This window comes from Nocardia albiluteola, assembly GCF_018860155.1.
Lineage (GTDB): Bacteria > Actinomycetota > Actinomycetes > Mycobacteriales > Mycobacteriaceae > Nocardia > Nocardia albiluteola.
In genome coordinates this window covers 578,751-596,590 of record NZ_JAHKNI010000002.1, presented here as the reverse complement: position 1 = coordinate 596,590, position 17,840 = coordinate 578,751, and the positions used below count along the sequence as shown (strand labels likewise).

15 protein-coding genes are annotated in these 17,840 nt (G+C 68.8%); 8 read left to right on the top strand and 7 right to left on the bottom strand.

Annotated elements, in window-relative coordinates; all coding sequences use genetic code 11:
• The first annotated feature begins 96 nt into the window (after positions 1–96).
• A complete protein-coding gene (locus tag KO481_RS08580; RefSeq protein ID WP_215916440.1) occupies positions 97–888 on the top strand; it encodes a hypothetical protein in 792 nt (263 codons plus the stop codon).
• A 211-nt stretch (positions 889–1,099) separates the two neighbouring features.
• Here KO481_RS08580 and KO481_RS08575 read toward each other — a convergent pair whose 3' ends face one another.
• Positions 1,100–2,233 carry a GuaB3 family IMP dehydrogenase-related protein gene (locus tag KO481_RS08575; protein WP_215916439.1) on the bottom strand — a complete coding sequence of 378 codons (1,134 nt, stop codon included), beginning with the start codon at positions 2,231–2,233 and terminating at the stop codon, positions 1,100–1,102.
• A gap of 321 nt (positions 2,234–2,554) precedes the next feature.
• Positions 2,555–4,096, bottom strand: coding sequence for an IMP dehydrogenase (guaB, locus tag KO481_RS08570; protein WP_245400553.1), 1,542 nt, complete (start codon positions 4,094–4,096; stop codon positions 2,555–2,557).
• A gap of 412 nt (positions 4,097–4,508) precedes the next feature.
• Between guaB and KO481_RS08565 the strand changes: the two genes are divergently transcribed.
• Positions 4,509–4,922: a DUF5319 domain-containing protein gene (locus KO481_RS08565; protein ID WP_215916438.1), complete on the top strand. Its 414-nt coding sequence runs from the start codon at positions 4,509–4,511 to the stop codon at positions 4,920–4,922.
• Between the two features lie 262 nt (positions 4,923–5,184).
• Here the strand turns inward: KO481_RS08565 and KO481_RS08560 are convergent, their stop codons facing one another.
• The 3 genes from KO481_RS08560 to KO481_RS08550 form a co-directional block, all read right to left on the bottom strand.
• Positions 5,185–6,384 carry an anti-sigma-D factor RsdA gene (locus KO481_RS08560; RefSeq protein ID WP_215916437.1) on the bottom strand — a complete coding sequence of 400 codons (1,200 nt, stop codon included), beginning with the start codon at positions 6,382–6,384 and terminating at the stop codon, positions 5,185–5,187.
• The gene (locus KO481_RS08555) at positions 6,377–6,955 is read right to left on the bottom strand and encodes a sigma-70 family RNA polymerase sigma factor (RefSeq protein WP_215916436.1); all 579 of its coding nucleotides are present in this window, start codon (positions 6,953–6,955) and stop codon (positions 6,377–6,379) included. The genes KO481_RS08560 and KO481_RS08555 overlap by 8 nt, the downstream gene beginning before the upstream one ends.
• Before the next feature lie 119 nt (positions 6,956–7,074).
• The gene (locus KO481_RS08550) at positions 7,075–7,950 is read right to left on the bottom strand and encodes a hypothetical protein (RefSeq protein WP_245400672.1); all 876 of its coding nucleotides are present in this window, start codon (positions 7,948–7,950) and stop codon (positions 7,075–7,077) included.
• Positions 7,951–8,584: 634 nt separating this feature from the next.
• Between KO481_RS08550 and KO481_RS08545 the strand changes: the two genes are divergently transcribed.
• The 3 genes from KO481_RS08545 (at position 8,585) to KO481_RS08535 (ending at position 10,314) form a co-directional block, all read left to right on the top strand.
• On the top strand, positions 8,585–8,878 hold the full coding sequence (locus KO481_RS08545) for a WhiB family transcriptional regulator (protein ID WP_215916435.1): 294 nt from the start codon (positions 8,585–8,587) through the stop codon (positions 8,876–8,878).
• Between the two features lie 469 nt (positions 8,879–9,347).
• Positions 9,348–10,001 (top strand): sigma-70 family RNA polymerase sigma factor, encoded by a 654-nt coding sequence (locus KO481_RS08540; RefSeq protein WP_308166430.1) that lies wholly within the window; start codon positions 9,348–9,350, stop codon positions 9,999–10,001.
• A 1-nt stretch (position 10,002) separates the two neighbouring features.
• A complete protein-coding gene (locus KO481_RS08535; RefSeq protein WP_245400552.1) occupies positions 10,003–10,314 on the top strand; it encodes an RskA family anti-sigma factor in 312 nt (103 codons plus the stop codon).
• A 142-nt stretch (positions 10,315–10,456) separates the two neighbouring features.
• Here KO481_RS08535 and groL read toward each other — a convergent pair whose 3' ends face one another.
• Together groL and groES are read right to left on the bottom strand one after the other, a co-directional pair.
• The gene (gene groL, locus KO481_RS08530) at positions 10,457–12,064 is read right to left on the bottom strand and encodes a chaperonin GroEL (protein WP_215916434.1); all 1,608 of its coding nucleotides are present in this window, start codon (positions 12,062–12,064) and stop codon (positions 10,457–10,459) included.
• 88 nt (positions 12,065–12,152) lie between these two features.
• Positions 12,153–12,452 carry a co-chaperone GroES gene (gene groES / locus KO481_RS08525; protein ID WP_215916433.1) on the bottom strand — a complete coding sequence of 100 codons (300 nt, stop codon included), beginning with the start codon at positions 12,450–12,452 and terminating at the stop codon, positions 12,153–12,155.
• A gap of 687 nt (positions 12,453–13,139) precedes the next feature.
• Between groES and KO481_RS08520 the strand changes: the two genes are divergently transcribed.
• The 3 genes from KO481_RS08520 to KO481_RS08510 all read left to right on the top strand — a co-directional run bounded on the left by KO481_RS08520 (position 13,140) and on the right by KO481_RS08510 (position 17,716).
• Positions 13,140–14,591, top strand: coding sequence for a DUF7159 family protein (locus tag KO481_RS08520; protein ID WP_215916432.1), 1,452 nt, complete (start codon positions 13,140–13,142; stop codon positions 14,589–14,591).
• Between the two features lie 412 nt (positions 14,592–15,003).
• The gene (locus tag KO481_RS08515; protein WP_215916431.1) at positions 15,004–16,296 is read left to right on the top strand and encodes an EfeM/EfeO family lipoprotein; all 1,293 of its coding nucleotides are present in this window, start codon (positions 15,004–15,006) and stop codon (positions 16,294–16,296) included.
• A 208-nt stretch (positions 16,297–16,504) separates the two neighbouring features.
• Positions 16,505–17,716, top strand: coding sequence for a Dyp-type peroxidase (locus KO481_RS08510; RefSeq protein WP_215916430.1), 1,212 nt, complete (start codon positions 16,505–16,507; stop codon positions 17,714–17,716).
• Positions 17,717–17,840 lie beyond the last annotated feature (124 nt).

The window sequence follows — 17,840 nt, the reverse complement described above, 5'->3', positions numbered from 1 at the left end:
ACGCCGGGCCGCCGCCAGCGCCGCGGATACGGCGAACTTCGTACGGACGCAATACATGTCGACCTAGGTGTCGGTGGGCGATGGCACGATACGCGGGTGATCTCATCCAAAGACATGGCCTACACCGAGGAGCCGACCGCGTATCTCCTCGCCGGGCGGACACTCCGTATCCGCGATTGCGAGCAGGACGAGTTCGACGAACTGTGCGCGCGCATCGACGAGATGGGCGGAGAACTTCACAAGCGGCTTGTCGTGATCCCGGAGGGCGACTTCACCGAGACGGGCGTCCCTGTTTCGGAGCGGGTCGCACTCGAGTGTGTGGTGGGCCTGCTGGTGGAAGAAACTGGTACCTACCCGGCCCTGGTCGACCATGAGGCGCTCACCGCGGCTCTGGCGAGCGCGCGGGAGTTGCCGTGGGAGGCCATCATGGGCCTGGTGCCCGATCTCGTCGAGGAGCCCGAGGTCCTGGCGCGTGGGTGGTTCGGCAAGGAAGTCGGTCTCTATGCCACCGCCTGCGGCCCGCTGGCCGGTGTCATGCTCGGCTACGGCGTGTTGTCCGAACTGCGCGAGAACTACGACTACGACGACTACTACAAAACCCACGACTCTGACGATGACGAGGACCAGCCCGACGACGAAGAGAGGTTTCTCGCCGGCAAGGACACTGTCGCCGCGGTGATGCCCGCGCTCGAACTGGTCCGCGGCAACCTGGAAACCCAGGTGCCCCAGTCCGAGGCCGTCTACGGCGTCTGGGTCACAAGGGCGCTGTGGGACGGAAGGATGCCGGTCCCGGTCGACATCTCACAGGCTGCACACCAGGACCGCGCGGCGAAGCTGGGCCCGCTGGCAGAGCAGTCGAACTACTACCTCATCGGCCACTACGACTGACCATCACGCCGCCGAAGCGCGCCGGGCGGGACCGATCACCAGAGGAACACGCGCGAGAACAACGCAGGTGCCCGCCACCAGCGCGTTCGGAACCGCGTTTCCGAAACCCCGCACAAGCACTACCGACCGCGACCTGGCCGCCGTAATCGACGGGTTCGACGCGACGACAGTCCCCCAACGGCGCGCTGAAACCGCGGAGCCGCGGGACAGCTCAGGCGCGGACGCTGAGGCCGACCTTCTGGAACTCCTTGAGCTCGCTGTATCCGGCCTTGGCCATCGAACGGCGCAGACCGCCGACGAGATTCACCGAGCCCCACGGATCGCTGGACGGACCGTACAGCAGCTGCTGCAGCGTGGGCCGCTCGTCCTCGTCGGCGAATTTCAGCAGGGCGCCGCGCGGCACCGACGGGTGCGCGGCCGCCGAGGGCCAGTACCAGCCGCGTCCGGGAGCCTCCTGCGCCAGCGCCAACGGCACACCCAGCATCGCGGCGTCGGCGCCGCAGGCGATGGCCTTGGCGATCTGCCCGGACGACACGATGTCGCCGTCGGCGATGACGTGCACGTAGCGGCCGCCGGTCTCGTCGAGGTAGTCCCGACGCGCCGCGGCCGCGTCGGCGATCGCGGTCGCCATCGGCACCCCGATGCCGAGCACCTCGCCGGTGGTGGTGGCGCCGGGCGTGGAACCGTAGCCGACGATGACCCCGGCCGCGCCGGTCCGCATCAGATGCAGCGCGGTGCGATGGTCGCTGACCCCGCCGGCCACGACCGGAACATCCAGATCGGCGATGAAGGTCTTCATGTTCAGCGGCTCATCGCCGCCCACGTGCTCGGCGGAGATGATGGTGCCGTGCACGACCAGCAGGTCGACCCCGGCCTGCACCAGCGCCGGGGTGAGCGCGCGGGCGTTCTGCGGGCTCACCCGCACCGCCACCGTCACGCCCGCGGCCCGCACCTGCGCCACCGCGGCGGCCAGCAGATCCGGCTGCATCGGCGCGGCGTGCAGCGACTGCAGCAGCGCGATCGATGCCTCGGTGCCCTCCTTCTCGGCCACCTCCATAAGCCGATCGATGCAGGCGGCCACGTCCGCGTGCCGCGCCCACAGGCCCTCGCCGTTGATGACGCCCAGCCCGCCCAGGCGGCCGAGCTCGATCGCGAAGTCGGGCGACACCAGCGCATCGGTCGGGTGCGTCACCAGCGGGATGTCGAAGCGGTAGGCATCGAGCTGCCAGGCCAGCGACACCTGCTTGGACGAGCGGGTGCGCCGCGACGGAACGATGTCGACATCGTCCAGTTCATAGGTACGCCGGGCGGTCCGGCCCATACCGATCTCGACCATGTCGCGCACGGTTACTCCTTGTCTCATTGCGCCCGCACGGGCGCGTGTCTGTGGCGCCGGCTGGGCGGCGCGGGCTTGCGGCGCTCACGGCGATCGGCCGTGGGACCCGATGGCCCGCCCGCCGGACCGTGGCGCTCCTCGGCTCGCGGTGGGCGCCGCGCACTCCGTCGCCGCACAGGAACCCGCCGACGGGCGGGCCGTGGCGCGCACCGCGGCGATCGCGCCCGCGTTCCTCGCTCGTGACGACCCGCGGCGCGATCGCATCTCAGCCTAGTTACCCCGTAACCGGCGGTTCACGCCCCGACTGTCCGGGGCGCGTGACTCACCTCGTCAGCCGCGACCAGTGTAGTTGGGCGCCTCGACGGTCATCGTGATGTCGTGCGGGTGGCTCTCCTTCAGGCCCGCCGCGGTGATCTGCACGAACTGCTTCTCCTGCAGATCGGCGATCGACTGCGAACCGGTGTAGCCCATCGCCGCCCGCAGGCCGCCGACCAGCTGATGGATCACCTGGTTGACCGGGCCGCGGAAGGGCACCCGGCCCTCGATGCCCTCGGGCACCAGCTTGTCCTCGGCCAGCACGTCGTCCTGGAAGTAGCGGTCCTTGGAGTAGGACTTGGCCTGACCACGGCCCTGCATCGCGCCGAGCGAGCCCATGCCGCGGTAGCTCTTGAACTGCTTGCCGCCCACCAGGATCAGCTCACCCGGGGATTCGGCGGTGCCCGCCAGCAGCGAGCCGAGCATCACCGTGGACGCGCCCGCGGCGATGGCCTTGGCGATATCGCCGGAGAACTGGATGCCGCCGTCGGCGATCACCGGCACATCGGCCTGCTTGCACACGGCCACGGCCTCGAGGATGGCGGTGATCTGCGGCGCGCCGACACCGGCGACGACGCGGGTGGTGCAGATCGAGCCGGGGCCCACGCCCACCTTCACCGCGTCCACACCCGCGGTGACCAAGGCCGCGGCGCCCTCGCGGGTCGCGACGTTGCCGCCGACGACCTGGATGCGGTCGCCGACCTCGGTCTTGACCTTGGTGACCATCTCGAGCACCTGGGTCTGATGCCCGTGCGCGGTGTCGACCACCAGCACGTCGACCCCGGCATCGGCGAGGGTCATCGCGCGCGACCAGGCATCCTCACCCACGCCCACGGCGGCGCCGACCAGCAGGCGGCCATCACGATCCTTGGTGGCGTTCGGGTACTGATCTGTCTTGACGAAGTCCTTGACGGTGATGAGCCCGCGCAGCCGGCCCTCGCCGTCCACGATCGGCAGCTTCTCCACCTTGTGCCGGCGCAGCAGGCCCAGCGCGGCCTCGGCGGTGACGCCCTCCTGCGCGGTGATCAACGGCGCCTTGGTCATCACGTCGGCGACGCGGCGGTTCTGATCCACCTCGAAGCGCATGTCGCGGTTGGTGATGATGCCGACCAGCTCGCCGGTCTCGTCGACCACCGGGAGACCCGAGATGCGGAAGCGCGCGCACATGGCGTCGACCTCGGCGAGGGTATCGCTGGGGCGGCAGGTGACCGGATCGGTGACCATGCCCGCCTCGGAGCGCTTCACCGTCTCCACCTGCGCGGCCTGGTCGGCGGCGGCGAGATTGCGGTGCAGCACGCCCATGCCGCCGGCACGGGCCATGGCGATGGCCATGCGGGCCTCGGTGACGGTGTCCATCGCCGAGCTCACCAGCGGGGTGCGCAGGGTGATCTCCCGCGTCAACCGGCTCGACGTGACCACCGAGCTCGGGATCAGATCCGACGCGGCCGGCAGCAGCAGCACATCGTCGAATGTGAGGCCGAGCATCGCGATCTTGTTCGGATCGTCACCACCCGTATGCGGGCGGACGGCGCGTTCGCCCATCACGGGACTACTCATCGGATCGACCCCTCCTGGACATCGAACGCTTATCGGTCCGGGTTTTGCCCGGGTTCGCGAACATCTGTTGATGGATGGCCGAGCCGAAGTGCTACCCGGCGCCTGTGCGTACATGGTATCGGCCCGGACTCGGCGCGATTGCGGCGGCTCGGCCCCGCGCGGTCGCGGCCGCCGGACCCCGCCCGGAGTCGGGGCTCTCGTCCGAGTTGCGCGGGTGGGGGCACAGGGGGTTTGCTGGTGACGCCGATAACGCGGGACCGAAGGAAATTCCGCGCGAGGCACTGAGTAGCTGAGAGTTTCCCGGGTGGGACGGTCCGGCGCACCGCGTCGCCGACGTCGAAACGCTGCGACAAGCGCTCCAAAATGCGCGCAGCGCTGGCGCGGAGGGGGTGGTTCTGCGTACCGTGGGAATGTGCGTAACGACCTACCACCTGGCCTGCCGCCGGATCCATTCGCCGGAGACCCCTCCGACCCGTCGGCTGCGCTGGATGCCATCGAGCCTGGGGAGCCGCTGGATCCTCACGAGCGGCTAGCGGTAGAAGAGGATCTCGCCGACCTCGCCGTCTACGAAGCACTACTGGCGCACCGCGGCATCCGCGGACTCGTGGTCAGCTGTGAGGACTGCCGGCAGGATCATTATCACGACTGGGACATGTTGCGCGCCAACCTGCTTCAGCTGCTGGTCGACGGCACGGTGCGCCCGCACGAGCCCGCCTACGATCCGACCCCGGAGGCCTACGTCACGTGGGACTACTGCCGCGGGTACGCCGACGCCTCGATGAACGAGGCGCTGCACGGCGACGGATTCGACGGGTTCGACGCCTGATCCTGCCGCCCAGCCGCGACAGCTACGTCATTTCCACCACCGGCGTTCGGTGACGCCCGCACAACGTCACGCCGCCGCCCGGTTTCGGTAGCAGCACTCTATGAGTTGCGTCTCAACGACACCCGCCTCCGGTCGGCTGTTCGCCGCGGATGTACGGGTGAAAATCACACTCTTTCGCATTGGCGAGTGCGGTTGCTGACGCACGAAAACCGCACGCCGGGACCAAGTCCGGAACGTACGGTTCGGTATGGGGTCGAGCGGCCTACCTGGCGCCGGGCAGGAGCGGCGGCAGCTGGGGGAGGCTGGTCGGTAGGGGGAGGGCGGTCGGCAGGATCGGCCCCGGGCCCGGGTGTGCACTGGGCACCCCGGGCGCGGTCGGCTTCTGCTGCGGCATCGACGCCGTGGGTTCCACGGCGATCGTGCTCGAGGTGCCGGGCATCGACGACGGATGGGCCGTCGTCGAGCCGGGCTTGGCCGGTGACACAGTGGTTCCCCCGGCCGGCGGCGGCGCGGCATGCGTCGGGCCCGGCTGCCCGGGCAGACCCGGCAGGGTCGGCACCACGATGGGCGGCAGGGTAGGCATCACCACCGGCGGCAGCGTCGGCACGACAACCGGCGGCAGCGTCGGAATCGGAATTCCGCCGGGCAGCGTGTTGGGCGGCCGAGAGGTCGGCGACGTGGTCCCGCCACTTGCCGGGTTACCGCCCCGGCTCGTCGTCGGCGAGGACGGCGTGGTCGTCGGCTCGCCCGACCCGCTCGCCGGCGTCGGTAGGAGGGAAGCAGCGATATCCGGGTGCTGAGCGTTCAGACTCGTCCAGACCTGATTCCACTTGCTGGTCACTGTCTCCTTGCGACTGGAATCGTCGAGCTGGGTCGCATTGGTCTGCGCGCTCTGCAGCAGGGCCTTGGCCTGTAGCGGCTCTCCCTGCTCGATCATGACCTGTGCCTTGGCAAGATCGTTGGTCGCATTGTTCGCGATGGTGGTCTGGGCCTGTTCGCTGAACACGACCTCCTTGACCTTCCACAGCGGATCGCCCGGCTGGGCGCTGTAGGAGAATGCCGTCATGCCGCCCGCGATCAGCGCGATCGCCGCTGCCGCACCCATGAGTGGGCGCACCAGCCGCAAATGCCCGCGCTTGTTCGCGACGGTTCGTACCTGCCGAGCTCCGATTTCCTGATTGACTGCCGCGACGATGTCGTCCAGATCCGGGCCGGCCGGTAGTGGCTCGTCCACGATGTCGGAACGCCAGTTGGCCAGCAACGCCGCGAGCGCGAACTCCTCGTCGCTGCCCGTCTCAATGGGCCCGTCGCTAGCGATCGCGTCGATCAGGGCATCATCGCGGCGTACCGCGACGATGTCCACCGGTCCGGTGTCACCGGAATCGTCGGCATAGGGACCGCTGTTGTGCGATCCAAGCCGCGCCTTCCAGTCACCCCGACCGCGCTCGCCATCCCTAGCCATACATTTCACCTGCCCTCGCCACTTGTGACTTCAGTTTCGCGAGCGCCCGGTGCTGGGCGACGCGTACCGCCCCCGCCGTACTGCCCACGGCGGTGGCTGTTTCTTCTGCTGACAAACCCATCACCAGCCGCAGGATCAGGATCTCTCGATGCTTTTCCGGAAGCGTGGCCAGCAGACCGTTCATCTGCCGACTCGCCTCCGACTCGAGAGCTCGCTGCTCCGGCCCCTGGTCGGTGGATATGACATCTGGTACTTCGGCCATCGCGTCCGACTTGTTACGGGCGGCGTTGCGATGTGCGTCGGCGACCTTGTGAGAAGCGATTCCGTAAACGAAGGCCATGAACGGCCGCCCCTGATCCTGGTATCGGGGTAGGGCGGTCATCACGGCCAGGCAAACCTCCTGCGCTACGTCATCCGCGGAGAGCTGCCCACGCTCCGCGGAACCGATCCGCGCGCGGCAATAGCGCACCACTAGCGGACGGACGATCTCCAGTACCTGGGCTAAAGCCGAACGATCGCCCTGCGCTGCAGCAGCGACGGCGGCGTCCAACTCCTCGCCCGTGTGCGTCATCGTCAGAGATATTCCTGGCGTTACAAGTGACACGGGTCAATTTCGACCAGTGCTTCCACCGGTCGGCGGAACGATCCAACAATAGCCGTTCCGGACGGTGTGATCGGCAACATGGGGCATCAGGCGGCGCCGAGAACTCCGGTCTCCGAACGCAATCGGCCGCCGCGCACGGCCAGTTCCCGCGCACACTCCGCGGCCTCGGCCGCCGCATGCCTTGCGGTGGAACCGGTTTCAACCCCGCTGCGGAGCATCGCGGTCGCCCACCGCAGCGGCAGCAGGCCGTACTCGGCGCACTGCTCCGCCACCACCGCCGCCATCGCCGCGGACCGATCGGGCGCACCGGCCGCCGACGCGGCCGCCAGTAGTAGAGCCGACTTGACACGGTGCCGGATCGAGGGGCACTGCCGCGCGATCTCCACCGCGGCCTCGGCGTGCTCGAGCGCGGGGGCCGCGATCAGTCCCGAGCCGGGCGCGGCCAGTGCGGTCTCGGCGCACACCCAGTGCCATCGCAGCCGCGGCCGCCAGCCCCCGGCCGCCTCAACCGGACCTCGGCAACGTTCCAGCAGCCGAGCCGCGAGCGCCGGCCGCGCGGTCCCGAGCGCGTCGGCGGCCAATCCGGTCAACGCGTCGCACATCGGTTCGGCGGCCGCGTCCACACCCGGCGCGGCCACCGCCCGTGCCGCGAGCGCGAGCGCCCGGCCGTCCACCGTGGCGGCGTGCGCGTGCCAGCCGAGCTGGCGCAGCAGCGACGCCTCCGTGCTCGCCGCCAGCGACCACAGCACGGGATCGCGGGTCAGCCGCCGCGTGCGGCCCAGTTCGGCGCGCGCGCCGGCATAGCGGCCCTGGCCACCGAGAACGACCCCGCGCAGCCACGACTCGACCGCATCGTCGGCGGCGGGCAGCGCGGCGGCGGCAATGCCGGGCCGGTCGCCGAATGCGGCCTCGGCGAATAGCGCGCGGCCCGGGGCGAAGGGCAGGCCGGCGGGCAGACTCAACTCGTGCACCGCCGCACCCTATCGAGGCGCGCCGCCGATGCGACACGGCATCGGGCCATAACGGCGGGCAACCATCCGGCATGCAGAAAGCCTCGGGGGTGTTTCCATCGCGTAAATCTGTGGTGGGCTACCGCATAGCATGCACATCAAGAATTCGTATGCTTTTCGGGCATTTAACCTGCACGCCATCCAATGCGGACCGAAACCTCGCCGTGATTTGTTCAAACCATGACGTCTGTCACATCTCGGATGGTCGCCCGAGCAGGCCGGAGGGGCCGGATTCGATCACAAAAAGAACCTTTCACCTGCAATTATGTGAGCGTTCACAGACCCTCTGGCCTCGGCCTCGAACTTGGCCAACCGATCAGTATCGCTATCACGAGCGCAAAAGTACATAGTTTGGAGGTTAAATCTACGATTCCCTCGTTTTGAAATCCCCAATGTGGAAACTATTGACTCGATTTCATTGTCCGTCCTAACGTACGACATCGCCGACGTTGGCGCCGTGCGAAAATGCCCGGGGCCACGAACCGCGACTCGGCGGGCCCGAACCGGCCACGCCCGGGTCCGGGCAGACCGCTGCTACACGCATCGCTCGACAACGCCGACGAGCTCGCACCATAAGGAGTTCATCATGCCCATGCCCACTCACCTTCCCGGTCCGAACGCCGACGTCTGGGATTGGCAGATGCGCGGCTCCTGCCGCGGGGTGGACTCGTCGGTGTTCTTTCATCCCGATGGCGAGCGCGGCCGCGCCCGCACCCAGCGCGAGATGCGCGCCAAGGAGATCTGCCGCAGTTGCCCGGTGCTGATGCAGTGCCGCAGCCACGCTCTCAAGGTGAGCGAGCCGTACGGCATCTGGGGCGGATTGTCCGAGACCGAACGCGAGATGCATGCGCGCCGCAACCGCCGCCGCATGGCCGTCTGAACACCTCTCCAGCGTCTTTGACGGGCCGAGGATAAATTCCTCCCATCCGCATGCCCAGGCGCGCCGAATTCCTAGCAAACACCCGGCCATCAAGCAAACGGCCAGCGAACGGCGATGGAGGGCGCGCACGCAGATCCGGCTACCCCGGATCGGCCGCCGCGCAACGGCGGCCCGCCGTGCCACGTGAGATCCGGCACGCACCGCCAGGTCAGGGCGTAGGGCACACCGCGCGAACGCGCGGCGCCCTGCACGTCGCAGCGAGCGCGACGATTCGGAAACAACATAATGCACGGATACAGCGTTTGCCCGGAGGTTTTCGGCGTGTCTGTGGCGTGTCGCTCGACGACACTCCCGACGTGTCGGTGATGTCCGAAATTCGCTGAGTCACATGCGGTTTGCGGATACCCCACCGGAGAGGAGGTGATAGCGGCACGCTACGGTAGTGACCGATGAGACACAATGGAGAGTTGTGACAACGCGGCCGACGGCCGCAGAGGGCGACTCGTTCCACAGAGCGTTTCGGGACGGGCGGGTTGACACCCCCAGCGCAGACTCTGCGATCACGGCACGCGCAGCCGAAGGCATCGAACTAGCCGCACTTCTCGAACGCTGCGGTCGGTCCGACCAGCAGGCCTTTGCCGAACTGTACAACCGCACCTGCGCCCGGGTATTCGGGCTGGTGTTGCGTGTCCTGCACGACCCCGGTTACGCGGAGGAGACCACCCAGGAGGTCTACCTCCAGATCTGGCGCACGGCAGCCAATTTCGATCCCGCCAAGGGATCGGCGGTCACCTGGCTCATGACGCTCGCCCATCGGCGGGCGGTCGATCGAGTACGCGCCGAACAGGCCCACGCCCTGCGCGAGGTCGCTTACGGGACAAGCACTCTCGGTCACGAGTTCGACGAGGTGACCGAAGAAGTCGGTAGACGACTCGAGCAGCAGGCCGTGCGTGCGGGCCTGGCCACACTGACCGAGACGCAGCGGGAGGCGATATCGCTCGCCTATTTCGGCGGGCGGACATATGCAGAGGTAGCGGACTATCTCGGCGTCGGGTTACCGACCGTTAAGTCCCGTATTCGGGACGGCTTGACTAGACTGAAAAAGAATTTGGGAGTGACGTGAGATGAACGAAAGCCAGATCGATCTCGCGCACGCGGTCGCGCTCGGGTCGATCGGCGACGAGGACCAGCGCGCGGTGCGGGAGATACTCGAGGGTAACGACCCGGTGCTGCGCGCGGACTTCAACAAGGAAGTGCAGCTGACCAAACAAGCTCTCACCCTGTTCGCCTCGGCGTCGGCGACCCCACCGCCCGCCTCCCTCCGCGAAGGCCTGCTGGCCCGGATCGCGGAGGAGCCCGCTCCCGCTCCCGCTCAGTCCCGCCCGCGCGGCCCGGTACACCCCGGAAACACCCGGCGCCACGTGCGCGACTGCTGACCAACCATTCGAAAGCCAACGGGCCGTTCACATCCGGGGATGTGAACGGCCCGTTTCTGTATTCGTTGCCGCCGCTTCTTCAGGGCCCTACGTGGTTACGCAGGCTGCCGCCTCCGGGCCCGCCGGTGCACGGCGGTCGACTCTAGTGCGAGTGACCGTGGTGGTCGTCGGCCTCGGCCTCGGCCGGCTTGTCGACAACACCGACCTCGGTGGTGAGCACCATGCGCGCCACGGAGACGGCGTTCAGGACCGCGGAGCGGGTCACCTTCACCGGATCCACGACGCCGTCGGTCACCAGGTCGCCGTAGGTGAGGGTGGCGGCGTTGAAGCCGTCCTTGCCCTCGGTGACCTTGCTGACCACGACCGCGCCGTCGACGCCGGCGTTGCTGGCGATCCAGAACAGCGGGGCCTGCAGGGCCTTGCGGACCACATCGACGCCGACGGCCTGATCACCGGACAGCGAGTCGCGCAGCTCGTCCAGCTTGGCGCCGGCCTGCACGAGTGCGGTGCCGCCGCCGGGGACGATGCCCTCCTCGACCGCCGCCTTGGCCGCGCTGACCGCGTCCTCGACGCGGTACTTGCGCTCCTTGAGCGCGGTCTCGGTGGCCGCGCCGACCTTGATCACCGCGACGCCGCCGGACAGCTTGGCCAGGCGCTCCTCGAGCTTCTCCCGGTCCCAATCCGAATCGGTGGCCTCGATCTCGCCGCGCAGCTGCGCCACGCGGGCCTCGATGGCCTGCTGGGTGCCCGCGCCGTCGACGATCGTGGTGTCGTCCTTGGTGACGACCACCCGGCGCGCCGAACCCAGCACGTCCAGGCCCGCCTCGCGCAGGCTGATGCCCAGATCCGGGTTGACGACGGTGGCGCCGGTGACGACGGCCAGATCGTCCAGGAACGCCTTGCGGCGGTCGCCGAAGAACGGCGCCTTGACCGCAACGACCTTGAGCGTCTTGCGAATCGCGTTGACGACCAGGGTGGACAGCGCCTCGCCCTCGACGTCCTCGGCGATGATCAGCACGGCTTTGCCGGATTCGGCGACCTTCTCGAGCAGCGGCAGCAGGTCCGGCAGCGAGCTGATCTTCTCGCGGTGCAGCAGCACCACCGCGTCCTCGAGCACCGCCTCCTGCTTGTCCAGGTCGGTGACGAAGTAGGCCGACAGGTAGCCCTTGTCGAACTGCACGCCCTCGGTGACCTCGAGCTCGGTGCTCATCGTGGAGGATTCCTCCACGGTGACCACGCCGTCCTTGCCGACGACGGTCAGCGCCTTGCCGACCATCTCGCCGATCTCCTCATCGCGCGAGGAAACGGTGGCGACCTGCGCGATGGCCTTCTCGCCGGTGACCGGCTTCGCGGCCGCGAGCAGCGCCGCGGAGACCGCGTCGGCGGCCTTGCTCATGCCCGCGCCCAGGGCGATCGGGTTGGCGCCCGCGGCGATGTTCTTCAGGCCGCCCTTGATCAGCGCCTGGGCCAGCACGGTGGCGGTGGTGGTGCCGTCGCCCGCGACGTCGTTGGTCTTGGTGGCCACGCTCTTGACCAGCTGCGCGCCCAGGTTCTCGAAGGGATCCTCGAGGTCGATGTCGCGCGCGATGGTGACGCCGTCGTTGGTGACCGTCGGGCCGCCGAATGCCTTGGCCAGCACGACATGCCGGCCGCGCGGGCCGAGCGTGACCTTCACGGCGTCGGCGAGCTTGTCGACGCCGCGTTCCATTGCTCGACGAGCCTTCTCGTCGAACTCGATCTGCTTTGCCATGGTTTTGTCTACGTCCTTTTAGGAGGGGCGAACGACCGCTGCCCCGGAACCCGAACGGGGCACCGGGGCAGCGTGCGTCACAGCTCGGTCACTTGCTGACGACAGCCAGCACGTCGCGCGCCGACAGGATCAGGTACTCCTCGCCGTCGTACTTGATCTCGGTGCCGCCGTACTTGCTGTAGATGACGGTGTCGCCCTCCTGGACGTCCACCGGGATGCGTTCGCCGTTGTCGCTGACCCGGCCCGCTCCGACGGCGATGACGGTGCCCTCCTGGGGCTTCTCCTTCGCCGTGTCGGGGATGACGAGGCCGGAGGCCGTCGTCGTCTCGGCCTCGTTGGCCTTGACGAGGATCTTGTCCTCGAGCGGCTTGATGTTCACGCTCGCCACGTTGAGCCCTCCACTTTCAGGGGATTTCTACTCGTCCGGGGCTGTTCCCCGGACGCACGGTTTCGGTCGTGTGCCAAACCCTGCGCATAGCCCCGTCGTCGCGGGTGCCGGGACCCCAGCGCAGAAGTCGTGCCGGCCCCGAGCAACATCCATTCGGGGCCACCTAGCACTCTATACAGCAGAGTGCCAGCACTCAAGGTGGGGTTCTGCTCGGGGTCGCGGACCCGCCGGACGCCGCGACACGTTGCGCGACACGCCGACGATTTCGCCCCGAAGCCCCGCGTTGACCATTGTTCTCAGGAGTCACTCTCGTCACATCTTCAACATGGTGGTAATTGATCCGGAAAATCTGTAACGTTCGGATAACGGAATGTGACACTATGGATGACGGCTCCGTGATGTTGCTGTGCCAGCAGGCGCCATGCCGAGAGGGGGCATAGTGCCGATTGGGATCTCCGTCGCTCGGCTCGCCGAGCGTGACGACAAACGCTTCACCCGCGCGAGTCCGTGGCGCACACCTGATACGAGAGCAAGACCGCAAGTGATCGTCGGCCGGTCCCCGCACCCGAACGGGCGCAGGGTTCGGCCGGGCCCGCTGTGCGGCTCTCCGCCATCCATGCGGAGGCCCGCGACGTCCGCATCAGATGGTCGGCGACACGATGACCATCCGCTCGAAGGGAGGTGAACATGCGAACATCCCTCGGTATCTCCGCCGGGAACGAAGTGGTCTGCTCGGCGTTGGTCGCCACCGCACCCAACGGCGCACAGGACTTCGACTACCGCGTCGTCTCGGCCGACGTCGCGCATTCGGACCTCGGCGATCTGGTGGCGTCCTCGATCGAGCTGATGACCACCCCGATGCCCCGCGATTACCTGCATCCGCTCGGCGCGCACGCCGTCCGCCCCGCGAGCGCACCTCCCGAACCCGTCACCGCGCCCGGAGCCATCGCCGTCGCGTATCGCGACCGCGAACAGGCCGTCGCCATCCGCTCGGCCATCGGCCGCCAGCGCCGCGACGTCCAGCTGATCCCCGAGAGCACCGCCGCACTGACCTACCTGAGCCACACCGGCCTGCTCGATCGGTACGAGACCGTCGCCCTGATCGACCTCGGCGCCTGCGGCATGACCGTCACGGTGGCCGCCCCGGCCGACGAGACGGTACTGCACTCGGAGCGCACGAACGCCATCAGCGGTAACGCCGTCGACGAGCTGATCTACCACCACCTGCTCGACTGCCACTTCGCCCGGCGCGGCACCCGGCCCAACCGCACCATGCTCATCAACCGCAGCCGCGCCGCCAAGGAGCACCTGTCCATCGCCCCGGCCGTCACCATCGACCACGTCGCGGGCCAGCCGCTCAAGCTCACCCGCGCCGATTTCCAGGAGCTCATCGCCGACCTGCTCCGCGAGGCCGCCGTCTTCGCCGCCGCGGTCTTCGCGCGGGCACCCAAGTATCCGGATGCGATCACCCTGATCGGCGGCGGCGCCAACATGACGGCGGTCGTCGACGGGCTGGCCGCGCTGCTCGACGTGCCGGTGTTCAGCGTGCCCGAGCCCGAGGCCGTCACCGCGAAGGGCGCTGCGCTGGTTGCGGATTCGGCCCAGCCCTCCGCCTTCCCCGTGATCAGCATCGGCTCCGACGCGAGCCCGAGCACCTTCGCCAAGGTGGTCGGCACCCTGGCCGGCGCGGTGGTCGTCGTCGGGCTCGTTGTCGGCTACGGAGTCCGCGAGCTGGCACCCACCGTGAATCACGACATCTCCCCCGCCGGCACCAGCCGCAGCGCGGAGTTCACCCCGTCCGCGCCGCCGTCGGCCGGCACCCCGGCAACCACAACGGCCGACCAGACCCAGCCCGGCCGCCACACCGCGGCCACGACGGCCCCGACCACCACGACACCGGATTTCCCGCAGCCCACCACACCGGCCGACACCCCGACGACCACCGGCGTGCCGCTGCGCCCGGACCCGAACCTGCCGCAGATCCCGCTGCCGGACCTGCCGAAGCTGTTCGGCCCGCTGCTGGGCACCTCAACCGTCCCGCCGACCATCCCGAATTCGACCCCGAGCCGCGGCCAGATCATGCCGCGAGCCAACTCGGGTTCCGCGGGTACGGAGCCGACCCTCGAGCCCGCCGACTGACACCTCCGTCGCGAACGGCGCATCCGCGGCCCGACGTACATGGGATCGCGTGAATGTCACCGTCGCGCGTCGCCCACGATGTGATCCTCGGTCCCGCCGACGAGCCACTTCATGCCCCTGGTGCATGAGCCTGATACGGGAGCCGGCGCGGCACCAACTCGGCGCCGACCTCAGCAGACGGTCGTCGCCGCTCGACGACCACTGCGCGTCACCCATAACAGACGAAGGCCGCGCCGATGCCGGGGCCGACCGAATATCGGTGGCCTCAGCTCCTCTCCCGGAAGGACACCGGGTCCAGCTCTGCCGACGCCCCACCGATGTTCGCGCGGTGGCAACGCGGGCGTGAATAGTGGCGGTACAGCTCGTACGGCCCGGCCGCGGGGTGTCCGGATCCCGTAGGCTTTCGCGAGATATGGACAGGAAGGGACCGGCGCGCGGCACTGTCGCGGCCATCGTTGCGGCCGCCGCGACGATGGGTGTGAGTGCCTGCGGACATGCCCCGGTCCGCGCTCAGCAGGTCATCCAGGTGTCCGAGAACGCCTGTGGCACCGGCTGGTCCGATCCGCATGCCGGGCAGCAGACGCTGTACTTCCGCAATACCGGGTCCAATCCCACCACCGCCGATCTCATCGATGCGGGCACCGGCGCGATCTACGCCGAGATTCCCAATATCGGGCCGAACACCACCCGCGGCACGCGGGTGAACCTCGGCGGCGGGACGTTCGCGGTCCGATGCGCGATGGAGGGATCGGACAACGCGCTGATCACCGGGCCCAAGATCACCATCCCCGGTAAGCCTGTGCTTACCCGCCCAGTCGGCTCCGCAAGCTCCGCCTCCTCACCATCCCGGACGGCCGCCGCGATCCAGCCCGTCACCGCCGAGAACCTGTACGGGCCCGACAAGCAGTACACGGACTACGTCGCGGCGGGGCTGTCCACGCTGGCGACCGATACCGATGCGCTGCGCGCCGCGGTCGACGGCGGCGACGCCGCCGCGGCCCGCACCGCCTGGCTGACCGCCCACCTCGACTACGAGCGGCTCGGCGCCGCCTACGACGCCTTCGCCGATTTCGACGACAAGCTCGACGGCCGGGCCGTGTCTACTGTCGCCGCTTCCGAGGACCCTGCGTGGTTACGCAAGCTGCCTCCTCCGGGCCCGCCGGGCGCGGCGGCTGGCCTGCCGGGCGGCACCGCGGACCCGCAGTTCACCGGCTTCCACCGGCTCGAGTACGGCCTCTGGCACGGTGAGCCGCTCACTGCGCTCGCCGGAGCCACCGGCCAACTGGACGACACCGTGCACGCCCTCGTCGCGGCCTTCCCCTCGATGCAGGTCCCGCTGCTGGACCTCGGTCTGCGCACCCACGAAATCCTGGAGAACACACTGCAATTCGAGCTGACCGGCCAGGCCGACTACGGCAGCGGCACCGGCTTGGCCACGGCCACAGCCAATGTCGCCGGAACCCGCGAACTCCTGACCGTGCTGGACCCGCTCCTGCGCTCCCGCTACCCGCAACTGCCCCAGGTCACCACTTGGCTCGACCGCTTCGAATCCCTTGTGAACAGCCACCATACGAACGGCACGTGGACTCCGGTGGCCGCGCTGAGCCTCGCCGACCGGCAGCACCTGAACGGCACCCTGAGCCAGTTGCTCGAGTACCTGGCCCCGATCGCCACCATCTGCACGCCGCGAAAGACGTTCCAGTGAGCGGGCACAGCACGCGACGCCCACATCGCCACCCCGCGACCGGACACCACACAGGAACGCTCGCAACAGCATCGTCCGGCGTCAACGCAACGGCGTATCGGCCGGGCTCGGGCGGCTCCGGGCGTGGGCAACGAACCACAGGCGGGCAACCACGAATCCCCGGCACAGCACCGGCCGTGCGAAGGCTCGACGTCCGGGAGGTGGGGCTGTGACCGCGAATCCGCCGAGCCGGCGCGGGTTTCTGCGCAGTGCGCTGGTTGCCGGCGCCGCCGGGGTGGGCGGCGCCGTCACCAGCGCGTCCGCCCTGCCCGGCACGATCGCGAATCGACTGCCGCCCTCGTTTCACGGGATCCACCAGGCCGGGATCGCCGATCCGCCCCCGCCCGGCTCGCAGACGATCGTCGCCGCCTTCGATGTCATCGCGCAGGACCGGGCCGAGCTCACCGATCTGTTCCGCACGCTGACCGAGCGGGCACGCGTCCTGAGCATCGGCGGCCCGCCACCGGCGGTCGGCATCACCGCTCCCCCGGCCGACAGCGGCGTGCTCGGGCCCGACGTGCCGCCCGGCGGGCCGATGATCACCGTCGGTGTCGGATCGTCGCTGTTCGACGACCGCTTCGGGCTGTCCGGCAGGCGCCCGGCGGGCCTGACGCCGATGCCCGTCTTCCCCAACGACGCCCTCCAATCCGCCTGGTGCCACGGCGATCTGAGCCTGCAGCTGACCGCGCCCGACGCCGACACCTGCGTGCACGCCCTGCGCGACATCACCCGCGCCACCCGCGGCGCGATGCAACCGCGTTGGCGGGCAAACGGTTTCCTCAGCCCACCGCGCCCGTCCGGAACCCCGCGAAATCTGTTCGGATTCAAGGACGGCATCGCCAACCCGGGCGGCGGCGACCTCGAGCAGCTGGTGTGGACCGGGGCGGGCGAGCCCGCCTGGGCAGTCGGTGGCAGCTACCAGGTGATCCGGCTGATCCGGATGCTGGTCGAGTTCTGGGATCGGGTCGACATCGCCGAGCAGGAGAACATGTTCGGCCGGGCGCGCGATACCGGTGCGCCGCTGAGCGGTGATCACGAATCCGATCTCCCGGACTACTCCGACGATCCCGAGGGCCTGGTCATTCCGATCAATTCCCATATCCGCCTGGCCAATCCGCGCACCCCGGACACGGCGAGCAGCCAGATCCTGCGCCGCGCCTTCAATTACGACCGCGGCAACGACCAGGCCGGCAACCTCGACCAGGGCCTGATCTTCCTGTGCTACCAGCGCGATCCGCGCGCCCAGTTCGAGGCGGTGCAGCACCGGCTGAAGGACGAGCCGCTGGTCGACTACATCGCGCCGTTCGGGGGCGGATACTTCTTCGCGCTGCCCGGTGTGCGCGACGACGCGGACTATTACGCGCGCGGATTATTGACGTGACAGGCATCGCGGCACCCACCCGGCCGCGGCGGCATGCGTCACCGCGGGGAGCCTCGGACGCGGCGACATCGCTCAGCTGACAAGCGGTCGTTGCCCTGTGTTCATCCGCGGGAAATCTCATATC

Bases quoted from the DNA above. Each gene is read 5' to 3' on its own strand.
- guaB (WP_245400553.1), bottom strand. From the start codon at position 4,096: ATGAGTAGTCCCGTGATGGGCGAACGCGCCGTCCGCCCGCATACGGGT.
- KO481_RS08560 (WP_215916437.1), bottom strand. From the start codon at position 6,384: ATGGCTAGGGATGGCGAGCGCGGTCGGGGTGACTGGAAGGCGCGGCTT.
- KO481_RS08555 (WP_215916436.1), bottom strand. From the start codon at position 6,955: ATGACGCACACGGGCGAGGAGTTGGACGCCGCCGTCGCTGCTGCAGCG.
- KO481_RS08545 (WP_215916435.1), top strand. From the start codon at position 8,585: ATGCCCATGCCCACTCACCTTCCCGGTCCGAACGCCGACGTCTGGGAT.
- KO481_RS08535 (WP_245400552.1), top strand. From the start codon at position 10,003: ATGAACGAAAGCCAGATCGATCTCGCGCACGCGGTCGCGCTCGGGTCG.
- groL (WP_215916434.1), bottom strand. From the start codon at position 12,064: ATGGCAAAGCAGATCGAGTTCGACGAGAAGGCTCGTCGAGCAATGGAA.
- KO481_RS08520 (WP_215916432.1), top strand. From the start codon at position 13,140: ATGCGAACATCCCTCGGTATCTCCGCCGGGAACGAAGTGGTCTGCTCG.
- KO481_RS08515 (WP_215916431.1), top strand. From the start codon at position 15,004: ATGGACAGGAAGGGACCGGCGCGCGGCACTGTCGCGGCCATCGTTGCG.